The organism is Candidatus Binatia bacterium, from assembly GCA_035631035.1.
Lineage (GTDB): Bacteria > Eisenbacteria > RBG-16-71-46 > SZUA-252 > SZUA-252 > DASQJL01.
Genome location: DASQJL010000030.1, coordinates 1 through 12,135, shown reverse-complemented (window position 1 = coordinate 12,135; position 12,135 = coordinate 1). Strand labels below are relative to the sequence as shown.

Here is a 12,135-nt window from a genome sequence, read left to right as displayed (position 1 = left end):
TCGCGCGATAGCGCGGGCGGTCCAGCTCGCGCGTCTCCACGACCCGCACCGCCACACCCGCGTTCGCGGCGGTCCGGAGGGCCAGCTCCAGCTCGGAGGCTGGCAAGGAGGGGCTCCTGGCGATCACGCCGACCGCGCGGTCTCCCAGGACCGCCCGCGCCTCGACGAGAAGCGCGGCCGAGTCGACCCCGCCCGAGTAGGCCACGAGGGTCCTCCCCATCCCGGCGAGGATGGCGTGGAGCGCCTCGCGCTTCGCCTCGAGGGCGCCGCTCCCCTCCGGCCCGGCAAGGTGGAGGGTGGCCACCGTGCCGCTCATCGCGTGGTGTCCCGGACCGTGTGCGTGGTCCGAACCGGCGCCTTGCGCGCGGTCTTCCGTGCCGACATCTTGGCGGCGGACGTCTTCGCGGCGGAGGCTTTCGTTTTGGCGGCGGCCGCCTTCCCCGTCGAAGTCTTCGCAGCGGAAGTGCCGGGCGCCGCCTTGCCGGCCGGTCCCTTCGGCGAGGGCTTGGGCGCTCCGATCCGGGGCGCTTCGACCTGGGGCGTTTCGAACCGGGGCGCTTCGATCCTGGGCACGTCGATCGGGGCGGTCTTCGTCGCGCCCGGCTCCGTCCGGGGCCCGGCCGCCTGGAGCGTCGGCTCCGCCTGGGACCCCGAGAGCCCCGGCCCGATCGGGACTAGGGTGGAGTCCCGCGGCGCCTGGGTGCGCACGTGCGCGATCGCCTTCAGGTGGTCCTCCCAGGAACGGGAGAAGATGTGCGTCCCGTCCCCGCGCGCGACGAAGTAGAGCTCGGTCGAATCGTTGCTCGGGAAGAGCACGGCGTGGACGGCGGCCCGCCCCGGATTGCAGATCGGCCCGGGAGGCAGCCCCCGGTTTCGATAGGTGTTGTAGGGGGATTGCACATCCAGGTCCTTGTAGAAGGTCCGCTGTTTCCAGAGGCCGAGAGCGTACAGCACGGTCGGGTCCGACTGGAGCATCATACCCTGCCGCAATCGGTTGTAGAAGACGGCCGCGATCCGCGGGCGCTCCGAGGGCACCTGCGCCTCCGCCTCGACGATCGAGGCGAGCGTGACCAGCTGGTGAAGCGAGAGCCCCTCCTTGGCGCCGGGCAGCGCCATCTCCTCGCTGAAGGTCCGGATCGCGCGCTCCACCATCACCTTCACGACCTCTTCGGGCGTGAGGAGCGGGTAGAAGGGGTAGGTGTCGGGGTAGAGGTAGCCCTCGAGACGGTTGGCCGAGACCCCCAGCGAATGCGCGAACGCGGAATCCCCGACCAGGGCGAGGAAGGCCATCGGATCGATTTTCGCGCGCTCGTGGAGGATGGCCGCGATCTGGTCGGCCCGCCTCCCCTCGGGAATGGTGACCATGTCCTGCTTGGTCATCCCGTGCGCGAGCTGGGTCAGGATCCGGTAGATGCTCGAGCCCACCGGGAGCGAGAAGCGGCCCGCCTTGAGCCCGCGGTCGTAGCCCAGAACGCGCGCCGCCAGCACGAAGAGCTTCGGATTTCCGACCAGCCCCTCCTTGTGGAGGATCGTCGCGATCTGGTCGATCTTGGCGCCCTTCGGGATCAGCACCTCGCGGGTTTCGAACTGGCGCGTGACCGTCGACGGGAAGAAGAGGAGTCCCGAGAGGAGCACCACCCCGACGATCCCGCCCAGGACGAGCGTGCGGCGGATCCGCTGCTTCCGTCTCATGGGCGCTCCCCCTTGGCGGGTTTGGCGGGCCGGGCCGAGCCCTCGCGCGCCGCGCGCGCGGCCGCGCGGAGCGGCGCCTCGTCCAGCCAGCGCTGGAGGATGACCGCGGCGGCGGCGGCATGGAGCGCGTCCTTGGCCTCGCCCCGCCCCGCTCGGGCGCGGGTCGCGGCGTCGCGCCCCGAGGCCTGCGCCCGGTCGGCCGCCTCGCGGCTGCTCAGGCTCTCGTCCACCAGGTGCACCGGAAGCCCGGTCGCGCGCCGGAGCGCCTGCGCGAAGCGGCGGACCCGGCGGGTCTCGGGCCGGTCCTCATCCCCTTCCAGGCCCAGGGGCGCTCCGACCACGATCGCGCCGGCGTCCGCCTCGCGCGCCGCCGAGGCCACCGCGCCCGGCGCTTCGCGCACCGAGGCGATCGGGATCGCGCGGAGCGGGCTGGCCAGGCGCTCCCCTTCGTCGGAGAGCGCGAGACCGATCCGCCGGAGTCCGAAGTCCACGCCTAGGACGCGCATGCGAGCGCTTCGAGCGCGGCCGCGAAGTCGGGGGGAACGGGACGCGTGAATTCCATCGGGAGTCCCGTCACCGGGTGGCGGAACGCGAGCGTCTCGGCGTGGAGCGCCTGGTGGTCCAGCTCGGCGAGGATCAGCGCGACCTGCGCGCGCCGGCGCGGCGCCAGGCGCAGGAGGGGCCCGCGGCGGCCGCCGTACTCGGCGTCCCCGAAGACCGGATGCCCCAGGTGCGCGAGATGGACTCGGATCTGGTGCGTGCGCCCCGTCTCCAGCGAGAGCGCGAGCTCGGTGAGATCGTCGAACCGCCGCTCCACGCGCCAGCGCGTCGCGGCGAAGCGCCCGCCACGCGTCACGACCGCGATCTTCTTCCGGTCGCTCCGGCTCCGGGCCAGCGACGCCTCGATCCGTCCCTCCAGCCCGCGCGGATGCCCCCAGACGATCGCGCGGTAGACGCGTTTCACGTCGCGCGCCTCGATCTGGCGGGCCAGCTCGCGGTGCGACTCCTCGGTGCGCGCGATGAGGAGGAGGCCCGACGTTCCCTTGTCCAGCCGGTGCACGATGCCCGCGCGCTCGGCGCCGTTGGCCGAGGAGAGCGCCGTGTAGCGATGGAGGAGCGCGTGAACCAGGGTCCCGGTGCGGTGCCCGACGGCGGGGTGGACGACCATGCCCGCGGGCTTGTTCACCACGGCGAGGGCGTCGTCTTCGTAGACGACGTCCAGCGGGATCGGCTCGGGGGCGAGGATGCTGGGCGCGCGGCGCGGACGGGTCACGATCACGCGGTCGCCCTGCTTCACCCGGCGGCTCGCGCGCGCCGGCCCGTCGTTCACGAGCACATGGCCGGCGTCGATCAAGTGCTGCACGGCGGAGCGGGAGAGGCTGCGCTCGACTTCGGCCAGGTAGCGGTCGAGCCGCTCACCCGCCCGGGACGCCGGCACGAGATGGGTCTTCGGGCTCTGGGGCGGCGACGCGCCCGGATCGCGCGAGATTCCAGGCAAGCAGGAGCACTCCCAAGGTGACGGCGCTGTCGGCCACGTTGAAGACCGGCCAGCGGGCCGTTCCGATTCCCACGTCGATGAAGTCGACCACCCAGCCGAGGCGCACGCGATCCACGAGATTCCCGATCGCGCCTCCCAGGATGCAGCCCAAGAGAACGCGGTTCATGGCGCTCCGGTAGGTCTCGCGCAGGAACAGCCAGAGCACCACGGCGATCGCGACCACCGAGACGACGATGAACGGCACGCGGCTGCCCGGGAAGAGCCCGAACGCCGCGCCCGTATTGTGCACCAAAGTGAGGCGGATGAAATCCCCGAGAACGGAGACCGACTCCCCCGTCTCCAGCCGCGAGGAGGCGGCCCGCTTCGCGAGCTGGTCCAATCCGACCACCGCCGCCGCGCAGGCGAGGAAGACCCCGGTGCGACGCGTCATCCGCGGGCCGTGTTGGTCTCTTTCTCCTGCTTCTCCTGGCAGGCCACGCACAGGCTGGCCTGCGGAATGGCGTCGAGGCGCGCCTTGCCGATCTCCTTGCCGCACGACTGGCAGATGCCGTACTCGTTGCGGTACAGGCGGCGGAGCGCCTCGTCCACGTTGTAGAGCAGGCGGCCTTCGGCCGAGGCGAAGAGGAAGGTCTTCTCACGCTCCATCGCGTCGGTGCCCATGTCCGCCATGTGGAACGAATAGGCGGAGAGATCGCCGGCGGAATCGCGCTGCGTCTGGTTCAGCGTGCGCTCCAGATAGCCGAGCTGCCCCAGGAGCTTCTTGCGCTCCTCGAGAAGCCGGTCCTCGAAATGCTTCAGATCCTTCTTGTTGAGCAACGTCAGCCTCCTTTGGCTACCCGCTCGATCCCGACCCGGGCCTGTTCTCCGTCGAATGTCCAGCTCTCCGCCGCTTCGCCTCCCGCGGCGCCGGGCACCAGCTCGACGGCGAGGACCTCATCCTTGAAGGTCTCCTCGTGCCGTTCGAAGGCCCGTTGTAACCCCGGCGACAGCTCCCCGTACAGGCGGATCCGGTCCGTCACTTCGAAATCGGCGCTCTTCCGGAGCGCCTGCACGCGGTGCGCCAGCTCGCGCACCAGCCCCTCGTCGCGAAGCGCGTCGTCGAGCGAGGTGTCCACCGCGACCGTGAGCGGTCCCTCCGACTGCGCCGACCACGGCGCCCGGGGGGACTCCTGCACCTGCACGTCTTCCGCGGTCAGGCGGAAGACCTGGCCCTCCGCCTCGATCTCCCATCCCTCCGCGCTCAGCGCTCTCCGGGCCGCCTCGATCGGAGCGGCCTGGATCGCCGCGGCCAGGGACTTCATCGCCGGGCCCGCTTTCTTACCCAGCACGGGGAAGTTCGGTTTCACGACCGTCGTGAGCAGCTCGCCCCGGTCCTTCGCGAACGCGAGCTCTTTCACGTTGAGCTCCTCTTGGATGACGTCCGCGAGGGAAAGGAGCGCCTTTTGTTCGCCCTCGGCGAGACCGGCCACGACGATCCGCCGGAGCGGCTGCCGGACCCGAAGCGAGGCCAGATTCCGCGCGGCGCGCCCGAGCACCACGACGCGCTCGGCGAGCGACATCGCCCGGTCGAGCGTCTCGTCCACGAGCGCGGCGTCGAAGACCGGATAGTCGGTCCAGTGGACGCTGGCCGGCGCGTCCGGGTTCGCCGGGCGCACGAGGTGCTGGTGCAGCTCCTCCGCGAGGAACGGCGTGTAGGGCGCGAGCAGCCGCGACAAGGTCTCGAGGCAGGTGAAGAGCGTGTCGTACGCCGCGCGCTTGTCGGCGGGAGCGCCCGATTTCCAGAAGCGGCGGCGGGAGCGCCGCACGTACCAGTTGGAGAGCTCCTCGACGACGAATTCCTGGATGGCGCGCGCGCCGCGGGTCAGCTCGAAACCGCCGAGCGAGGCGCGGCAGGCGCGGATCAGGCCGTGCAGGCGCGACAGGATCCACCAGTCGAGCGGCGAGCGCTCCGAGGGCTCCTGGGCCGCGGGATCGTAGCCGTCAATGTTTGCGTAGAGCACGAAGAACTGCGCCGTGTTGCGGAGCGTCCCGAGGAGCTTCTTCGCCGTCTCGGTGACGCCGTCCACGTCGAAGCGCGTCGAGCTCCAGGGCGGGCTGGTGGAGATGAGATAGAAGCGGAGCGCATCGGCGCCCCGCAGGTCCAGCACCTCGTTCGGGTCGACCGCGTTTCCGCGCGACTTGCTCATCTTCTTGCCCTGCTTGTCGAGCACCAGCTCGTTGACGAGCACGTGCCGGTAGGGCGCCTCTCCCTTCACGGCGACGCTGATCGCGAGCAGGGTGTAGAACCACCCGCGCGTCTGGTCCACCCCCTCGGAGATGAAATCGGCCGGGAACGAGCGCTGGAACGCCTCCTGGTTCTCGAAGGGGTAGTGCCACTGGGCGAAGGGCATCGAGCCCGAGTCGAACCAGACGTCGATGACCTCGGGAACCCGCCGCATCGTGCCGCCGCATCCCGAACAGGGGAACGTCACCTGATCGACATAGGGGCGATGGAGATCGAGCGGCTCCGGGAGCCCCTTCCCCTGCCGCAGCTCGGCCACGCTGCCCACGCAGCGGTCCGATCCGCATCCCTCGCAGCGCCAGATCGGAAGCGGCGTGCCCCAGAAGCGATTCCGCGACAGGGCCCAGTCCACGTTGTTCTCGAGCCAGTTCCCGAACCGGTTCGCGCCGATCTCCTCGGGATGCCAGGTCACGGTGCGGTGCGCGGCGAGGAGCTTCTCGCGAAGGCGCGTCGTCGCGATGTACCAGGTCTTCCACGCGTAGTAGAGGAGCGGCGAGTCGCAGCGCCAGCAGAAGGGATAGGCGTGCGTCGTCATCTCCTCGCGGTAGAGCGCGCCGTGCTGTTCCAGCCAGGCGCGGATCTCCGCCTCGGCGTCCTTGACGAAGCGCCCGGCCCACGGCGCCACCTCCGCCGTGAAGCGCCCCTGGGGGTCGACGGTGTGGAACTGAGGCAGCTCCAGCCGCAGCCCCAGCTGGTAGTCATCCTCGCCGTACATCACGGCGGTGTGCACGACGCCGGTGCCGTCCTCGGTGGTGACGAACGGCGCCTCCGCCACGTAGTAGGCGTCCTTGCCCGTCAGCTTCGCCAGGTCGATGAAATCGAAGAGCGGGCGGTAGCGCTTCCCCTTGAGCTCGTGCCCGCGAAGGCGGCGCTCCACCGCGTACGCTCCCACGAGCTGCTCCAGGCGCGACTCGGCCAGGTAGTAGCGCTCGGCGCGCCCGTCCTTCTCCTGACGGACGAGCACGTAGGCGATGTCCGGGTTCACCGCGAGCGCCACGTTCCCCGGCAGCGTCCAAGGCGTCGTGGTCCATGCGAGCACGTAGGTGTCCGGCTCGTCCACCAGCGCGAACTTCACCGTGACCGACGGCTCGGTGACGTCGTCGAAGCCCTGCGCGACCTCGTGGCTGGAGAGCGGCGTGCCGCAGCGCGGGCAGTAGGGAACGATCTTGTGCCCCTGGTACAGGAGATTGGCGTCCCAGATCTGCTGCAACAGCCACCAGACCGATTCGATGTACTCGTTGTGGAACGTGACGTACGGATGGTCCATGTCCAGCCAGTAGCCGATCCGCTCGGTGTTCCGGCGCCACTCCGCCTCGTAGCGGAGCACGCTCGCGCGGCAGCGCGCGTTGAACTCGGCGATGCCGAACGTCTCGATCTGTTCCTTTCCGCTGATCTTGAGCTCGCGCTCCACCTCGATCTCGACGGGAAGGCCGTGCGTGTCCCAGCCTCCCTTGCGAGGCACGTAGTGCCCCGTCATCGACTGGTAGCGGCAGACGATGTCCTTCAAGGTGCGCGAGATCACGTGATGGACGCCGGGAAGTCCGTTGGCGGTGGGCGGTCCCTCGTAGAAGATGAACGGCGGCTGCCCCTCACGGCGCTTCAGGCCCTCCTCGAACGCGCGGATCTCCTTCCAGAGCGCGAGCACCCTGCCCTCGGACTCGACCGGATCGAGGCGCGTGGAGAGCGGGCGGAAGCGTTCGGCGGCGGCGGGCATCAGCGCTCCGGATTCCCCGCGTCGGAAGCGGCGGCGGGCATGCGCTCGAGCACGCGCGTGACCAGGCGCGTCAGCAGCGGCTCGGCCTTCGCGGCGTTGGCCAGGATCTTCGGGATGTCCACCGCCTCGAGCGCGTCGGGCAGGCAGAGGTCGGTGACCACGGCGAACGCGAGCACGCGCATCCCGCCGTGCACCGCCGCGATCGCCTCCGGCACGAGCGACATGCTCACGAGATCGGCGCCCGCCCAGCGGAGGAAGCGGTATTCGGCGCGCGTCTCCAGATTGGGCCCGGCCACGCCGACCAGGACGCCCGACTGCAGGGCGATCCGCTCTTCCAGCGCGACCTCCTGCGCCAGGGCGATCAGCGAGCGGTCGTACGGCTCGGACATGTCGGGAAAGCGCGGTCCCAGCTCGTCGTGGTTCCTGCCGATGAGCGGGTTGTCGCCCATGAGATTGATGTGGTCCACGATCGCCACGATGTCCGCGGGGCGGTAGAGCGGGTTCATGCCGCCGGCCGCGTTGGTGGCGATCAGCGTGCTTGCGCCGAGCGCGCGCGTGACGCGCACCGGGAAGACGACCTGATCCATCGTCCAGCCTTCGTAGTAGTGGGCGCGTCCGTTCAGCACGGCGGTCGGCTTGCCGCCCAGCGTGCCGAGGACGAGGTCCCCGGCGTGGCTCTCGACGGCGGTGGTCGGAAAGCCGGGGATCTCCTCGAAGGGGATGACGTCGGCGCCGGGCATCGCCTCGGCGAAGCGGCCGAGCCCGGTGCCCAGGATGACGGCGACCTCGGGACGGACCGCGCTTTTCGAGGCGACGAAGGCGCGCGCCTCTTCGATCCGGCGCGGCAGATCTTCGGCGCCCTTGGGCGTCGCGCTCACGACGGTGCTTCCAGCCTGCGCCATACTTCCTCCTCGTCCATGCCGTCGATCTCGATCCACTTCCTGCGCGAGGCTTCGCCTCCGGCGATCCGGACGGCGCCTCGCGGCAGCCCCAGCCGTTCGCGCAGGAGGTCGAGCACCGCGCGATTCGCGCGTCCGTCCTCCGGCGCCGCCGTCACCCGGATCCGCACCGTCTTCTCCGCGCGCGAGGCGACGATCTCCTCGGTGCGGCTCTTGGGCGCGACGGTCACCTGGAGCCGCACCGACTCAGGCGTCCGGCGCGCCGGGCCCGCGCGGGCGCCTCGATCCGAAAATCGCCGACCCCACGCGGACGATCGTCGCGCCCTCCTCGATCGCGGCCTCGAAGTCGTCGGTCATGCCCATCGAGAGCCCCCCGTCGGCCGCGAGCGCTCCGCGAGCGACCGCCTCGTCGCGCATCCGCCGCAGAGCGCGGAACGAAGCGCGCGCGCCGGCCTCGCCGCCCTCCAGGGGGCCGATGGTCATGAGCCCCGCCGCGCGCAGCGAGCGGATCGCGGCGACGCGCTCGATCAGGGCCGGGGCCCCCTCCGGCGCGACGCCGTGCTTGCCGGGATCACCCGAGGTGTTCACCTCGACGTAGGCCTCGAGCGTGCGACCCGCCTCCGCGGCGCGCCGCCCGATCTCCTCCGCAAGGCGCTCGGAGTCGATCGAGTGGATCGCGTCGAAGAGGAGCGCCGCCCGCTTCGCCTTGTTCGTCTGGAGGTGCCCCACCAGATGCCAGCGCGGGCCCGGGCCGACGAGCGCGATCTTCGGCTCGGCCTCCTGGACCCGGCTCTCCCCCAGCTCGCCGGCGCCGAGCCGGAACGCTTCCTGGACCTGGTCGGCGTCGATCCCTTTCGACACGGCGAGGAGACGCACGCAGCCCGCGGGTCTGCCGGACCTGGCGACGGCCCGCGCGATGCGCTCCCGGACGTCGTCGAGCCGGTTCGAAAGCGAAGCGAGATCGCGCGTTCCAGCACCCCCGGAAAACGTAAGCCGGACAGTATAGAGGTGGGCCGTCGAGGGGAACAACAGGAAAGCCCCCGGACGGAGCCCAGGGGCGCCCAACGAGGGGCGTCAGACGGGGGAAGTGTCTAACGCCCCTCGCGAAATACCGACGTCGTGCGTAGGACCGATCCCTCGCAGCCCCGTTTCCGGCAGGGGATGCGCGACGGAATCGCCGCCGGATCGGACGCGACCCCGCCGGATCGGGAAACGTGCAGCTGAATCAGCGCCTGCACCTGCTGCGGGGTGTACATGTACCCGCACTGGTTGCAGCGATACCAATATTCGGTGTCCATGGGTCGCTCCCGTGCTCGGTAGGCGCAGGGAAGCCTCGACCCTGTGGGGCGCATCGCGGACCGTCGTTCGTGCTGCCATGCTGCCGGGCGCGGGGCGACGCGCCCTGCCGCGGATCCCGCGGCGGCGTCAAGCTACCACCGGCGCGCCCGAAAGCGACACCAAATTTGCTAGGATGCGCCCGTTCCCGCCGAAGACCCGAACACCGCACGAGGGGTCCGATCATGGGCAAGATTCTTCTCCACTTCGCGATCATCGTTCTGTCGTTCCTGCTCCTCGCGAACGTCGTCCCGGGGTTCGCCGTGAAGAGCTGGCAGGCCGCCGTGGTCGCGGCGCTGGTCTTTGGGCTGGTGAACGCCATCCTGGGACCGGTGCTCACCCTGGTGTCCCTGCCGCTGATCATCCTCACGCTCGGACTCTTCTGGTTCGTCGTGAACGCATTCCTCCTGATCCTGGTGGGCTTCATCGTGCCGGGCTTCGACTTCAACGGATTCCTTCCCGCCCTCATCGTCTCGGTCGTGCTCGCCGGCGTGAACCTGGTCTGGAAGGCCGCCACCAGCAAGCGGCATCGCGACTGAGGCGGCCGGCCCGCCGGACGCGACGCGCTGTGCTTCGATGACCTCCGGGCGGGTTCCCCGCGACCTGGCGCCGAACCGCCTGACGCGTCTCCTCGAGACGAAACGCGCCGGCGCGGCCTTCCTCGACCTGACGATCACCGATCCGGGGCGCGCGGGGCTCGCGCCGCCGGAGGCCGCGGCGATCCTCTCCGCGCTCGCCGATCCTCGCGCGCTCGGCCACGCGCCCGGTCCGCGCGGCGACCGCGCGGCCCGCGAAGCGGCCGCGGCGTACCTGGGCGGACGCGCGGGCCACATCCTCGATCCCGATCGCGTCTTCTTCACGTCGAGCACGAGCGAAGCCTATGCGCACCTCTTCCGGCTCCTGTGCGATCCGGGTGACGAGGTGCTCGTGCCGCGCCCTTCCTATCCCCTGATCGAGCCGATCGCGCGCGTCGAGGACGTCGGCGTTCACGCCTACCGGCTCGTCTACGACGGGTCCTGGCGGCTGGACGCCGACTCGCTCGACGCCTCGCTGACCGACCGGACGCGCGCCGTGGTGCTGGTGGAGCCGAACAACCCGACCGGCTCCTGCCTCGCCCCCGAGGAATTCGCCCTCGTCGAGGAGCGCTGCCGGGAGCGCGGGCTTGCCCTGATCGTGGACGAGGTGTTCGGGGATCTGGTCTGGCCCCCGCGCGAGGGGCCGCTGCCCAGCCGCCTCGGCGAGCGGACGGCGCCGACCTTCGTCCTGGGCGGAATCTCCAAGCCGTGCGGTCTCCCCCAGCTCAAGCTGGGATGGATCGCGGCGTGCGGTCCGGAGCCGCGGCTCGCCGAGCTGCTCCCCGGGCTGGACTGGGTCCTCGATCTCTTCCTCTCGGTCGGCGCGCCGGTCCAGGCGGCGCTTCCCGCGCTGCTCGAGACCCGGCACGCCTACCAGGCGGCGCTCCGCGCGCGCCTCCGGGAGTCGCTCGCGGCGATCGAAGAGGCGGCCCAGCGCCGCCCGGGCATGCTCCAGGCGCTGGGAGGCGGCGCGGGCCTCTCCGCCGTGCTGCGCGTGCGCCATGAACGCGGCGGCCCCCGCGCCGGCGAAGACCTCGCCGAGTGGGCCCTAGCCGAGCGCGACGTCTACCTGCACCCGGCCCATTTCTACGACCTTTCGCGCGACGACCTGGTGGTGGCCAGCCTGCTCACGCCGGGCGCGTGGATGCGCGAGGCGCTGGAGCGTATTCTCGAAGGATGAAGCGGGAGGCGTTCGGCGCCCTGGTGGTGATCGCGGTCGGCATCGGTCTCGTGGACCCCTACGCCTGCGTGCAGTACTCCTCGGGCAGCGCGCTCGCGCGCGAGGTGCCGGCCCGGGAGCGCGCGCGCGTCCTCGTGGCGGTGCGCCGCGCGCTCGCGATGCTTCCGGAGCCGCGCGGATACGAGCTGGACGACGAGTCGATGACCAGCGGGGCGGAGCGGACGGCCGCCTGGCGGGGGTCGGCCGGGCAGTGGGCCGCTCCCGTCGCGGCGCGGGCCGAGCGCGCGTTCGAGCCTCCCGATCCCGACCGGAGCGACGCCCCGCCGGCGCTGGAGCAGCGGGTCTTCGCGAATTCGGAGGTGGGTCCGCCCTCCGGCCTCGCGAGCGAGACCGGGACCCTGCGGGATTTCCCCATCCCGGGCGCGTCCGCCCTCGAGGCGACGACGGCCGGGATGGACGATCCCCCCGGGGGTCGCGTGGCCCTTCCCGCGGGACCGGCGCAGTCGGCGAACGCGCTCACCATCATCCGCGTCCTGATCGCCGATCCGTCCACGGAACGGGCGTTTCGGGCCGCCGCGGGGCCGGGCTCCGTCGCGGCGCGTCCCCGGAGGGCCCCCGCCCGGGCCGGCTCGGTCGAGACCCTCGTGATCGAGGTGTATGGGGGCCGGCGCGACGTGGAGGGGCTGGCCCGCCGCATCCCCGCCCTGACGCTCCGGCGTCTCCTCGACCGCTAGGCCGCGAGATCGGCGCGGAGCGCCCCGGCTCAGGTACCCCCTTCCCAAGGGGATACCAAAGTAGTATTACCATCCCGGGCAAACGAACGGCGCGACGCCGCTCCACCCGCGTTACCATCCCCACTTCATCGCTCAAAGGAGGTCTCATGCGCCCCCGCTATCGTCTCGTGCCGCATCTCGCCATCGGATTGCTGCTTCTCTGCGGCGTCGTCCTGCTCGGCGCCGAC

Annotated in this window: 14 protein-coding genes; 3 read left to right on the top strand and 11 right to left on the bottom strand. The window is 71.1% G+C overall.

Annotated elements, in window-relative coordinates:
• The 11 genes from VE326_02890 to VE326_02840 form a co-directional block, all read right to left on the bottom strand.
• On the bottom strand, positions 1-316 hold a 316-nt coding region (locus tag VE326_02890), incomplete at its 3' end, for a hypothetical protein (protein ID HYJ32142.1).
• The gene (mltG, locus tag VE326_02885) at positions 313-1,692 is read right to left on the bottom strand and encodes an endolytic transglycosylase MltG (GenBank protein HYJ32141.1); all 1,380 of its coding nucleotides are present in this window, start codon (positions 1,690-1,692) and stop codon (positions 313-315) included. The genes VE326_02890 and mltG, both read right to left, overlap by 4 nt.
• The gene (gene ruvX, locus VE326_02880) at positions 1,689-2,198 is read right to left on the bottom strand and encodes a Holliday junction resolvase RuvX (protein HYJ32140.1); all 510 of its coding nucleotides are present in this window, start codon (positions 2,196-2,198) and stop codon (positions 1,689-1,691) included. The genes mltG and ruvX overlap by 4 nt, the downstream gene beginning before the upstream one ends.
• Positions 2,186-3,190 carry an RluA family pseudouridine synthase gene (locus VE326_02875; GenBank protein HYJ32139.1) on the bottom strand — a complete coding sequence of 335 codons (1,005 nt, stop codon included), beginning with the start codon at positions 3,188-3,190 and terminating at the stop codon, positions 2,186-2,188. Before VE326_02875 ends, ruvX begins: the two co-directional genes overlap by 13 nt.
• Positions 3,108-3,620 carry a signal peptidase II gene (lspA, locus tag VE326_02870; GenBank protein ID HYJ32138.1) on the bottom strand — a complete coding sequence of 171 codons (513 nt, stop codon included), beginning with the start codon at positions 3,618-3,620 and terminating at the stop codon, positions 3,108-3,110. Before lspA ends, VE326_02875 begins: the two co-directional genes overlap by 83 nt.
• Complete coding sequence (locus VE326_02865; protein HYJ32137.1) at positions 3,617-4,006, bottom strand: TraR/DksA C4-type zinc finger protein; 390 nt, start codon at positions 4,004-4,006, stop codon at positions 3,617-3,619. The genes lspA and VE326_02865 overlap by 4 nt, the downstream gene beginning before the upstream one ends.
• Before the next feature lie 2 nt (positions 4,007-4,008).
• A complete protein-coding gene (gene ileS, locus VE326_02860; GenBank protein HYJ32136.1) occupies positions 4,009-7,185 on the bottom strand; it encodes an isoleucine--tRNA ligase in 3,177 nt (1,058 codons plus the stop codon).
• Positions 7,185-8,087, bottom strand: coding sequence for a purine-nucleoside phosphorylase (locus VE326_02855; protein ID HYJ32135.1), 903 nt, complete (start codon positions 8,085-8,087; stop codon positions 7,185-7,187). The genes ileS and VE326_02855 overlap by 1 nt, the downstream gene beginning before the upstream one ends.
• Positions 8,060-8,326: a DUF167 domain-containing protein gene (locus VE326_02850; GenBank protein HYJ32134.1), complete on the bottom strand. Its 267-nt coding sequence runs from the start codon at positions 8,324-8,326 to the stop codon at positions 8,060-8,062. The genes VE326_02855 and VE326_02850 overlap by 28 nt, the downstream gene beginning before the upstream one ends.
• A gap of 4 nt (positions 8,327-8,330) precedes the next feature.
• A complete protein-coding gene (locus VE326_02845) occupies positions 8,331-9,113 on the bottom strand; it encodes a YggS family pyridoxal phosphate-dependent enzyme (protein HYJ32133.1) in 783 nt (260 codons plus the stop codon).
• A 62-nt stretch (positions 9,114-9,175) separates the two neighbouring features.
• Positions 9,176-9,382 carry a hypothetical protein gene (locus tag VE326_02840; protein HYJ32132.1) on the bottom strand — a complete coding sequence of 69 codons (207 nt, stop codon included), beginning with the start codon at positions 9,380-9,382 and terminating at the stop codon, positions 9,176-9,178.
• Between the two features lie 222 nt (positions 9,383-9,604).
• Here VE326_02840 and VE326_02835 point away from each other — a divergent pair, with 222 nt between their 5' ends.
• The 3 genes from VE326_02835 to VE326_02825 are packed head-to-tail and all read left to right on the top strand — an operon-like array spanning position 9,605 to position 11,908.
• A complete protein-coding gene (locus VE326_02835; protein ID HYJ32131.1) occupies positions 9,605-9,958 on the top strand; it encodes a phage holin family protein in 354 nt (117 codons plus the stop codon).
• Between the two features lie 37 nt (positions 9,959-9,995).
• Complete coding sequence (locus tag VE326_02830) at positions 9,996-11,174, top strand: pyridoxal phosphate-dependent aminotransferase (protein HYJ32130.1); 1,179 nt, start codon at positions 9,996-9,998, stop codon at positions 11,172-11,174.
• Entirely contained in the window at positions 11,171-11,908 is a 738-nt protein-coding gene (locus tag VE326_02825; GenBank protein HYJ32129.1) for a hypothetical protein, read from the top strand. The genes VE326_02830 and VE326_02825 overlap by 4 nt, the downstream gene beginning before the upstream one ends.
• Positions 11,909-12,135: the final 227 nt, after the last annotated feature.

Excerpts from the sequence above, each read along its gene's own strand:
- mltG (HYJ32141.1), bottom strand. The coding sequence starts at position 1,692 with ATGAGACGGAAGCAGCGGATCCGCCGCACGCTCGTCCTGGGCGGGATC.
- ruvX (HYJ32140.1), bottom strand. The coding sequence starts at position 2,198 with ATGCGCGTCCTAGGCGTGGACTTCGGACTCCGGCGGATCGGTCTCGCG.
- lspA (HYJ32138.1), bottom strand. The coding sequence starts at position 3,620 with ATGACGCGTCGCACCGGGGTCTTCCTCGCCTGCGCGGCGGCGGTGGTC.
- ileS (HYJ32136.1), bottom strand. The coding sequence starts at position 7,185 with ATGCCCGCCGCCGCCGAACGCTTCCGCCCGCTCTCCACGCGCCTCGAT.
- VE326_02855 (HYJ32135.1), bottom strand. The coding sequence starts at position 8,087 with ATGGCGCAGGCTGGAAGCACCGTCGTGAGCGCGACGCCCAAGGGCGCC.
- VE326_02840 (HYJ32132.1), bottom strand. The coding sequence starts at position 9,382 with ATGGACACCGAATATTGGTATCGCTGCAACCAGTGCGGGTACATGTAC.
- VE326_02835 (HYJ32131.1), top strand. The coding sequence starts at position 9,605 with ATGGGCAAGATTCTTCTCCACTTCGCGATCATCGTTCTGTCGTTCCTG.
- VE326_02830 (HYJ32130.1), top strand. The coding sequence starts at position 9,996 with ATGACCTCCGGGCGGGTTCCCCGCGACCTGGCGCCGAACCGCCTGACG.
- VE326_02825 (HYJ32129.1), top strand. The coding sequence starts at position 11,171 with ATGAAGCGGGAGGCGTTCGGCGCCCTGGTGGTGATCGCGGTCGGCATC.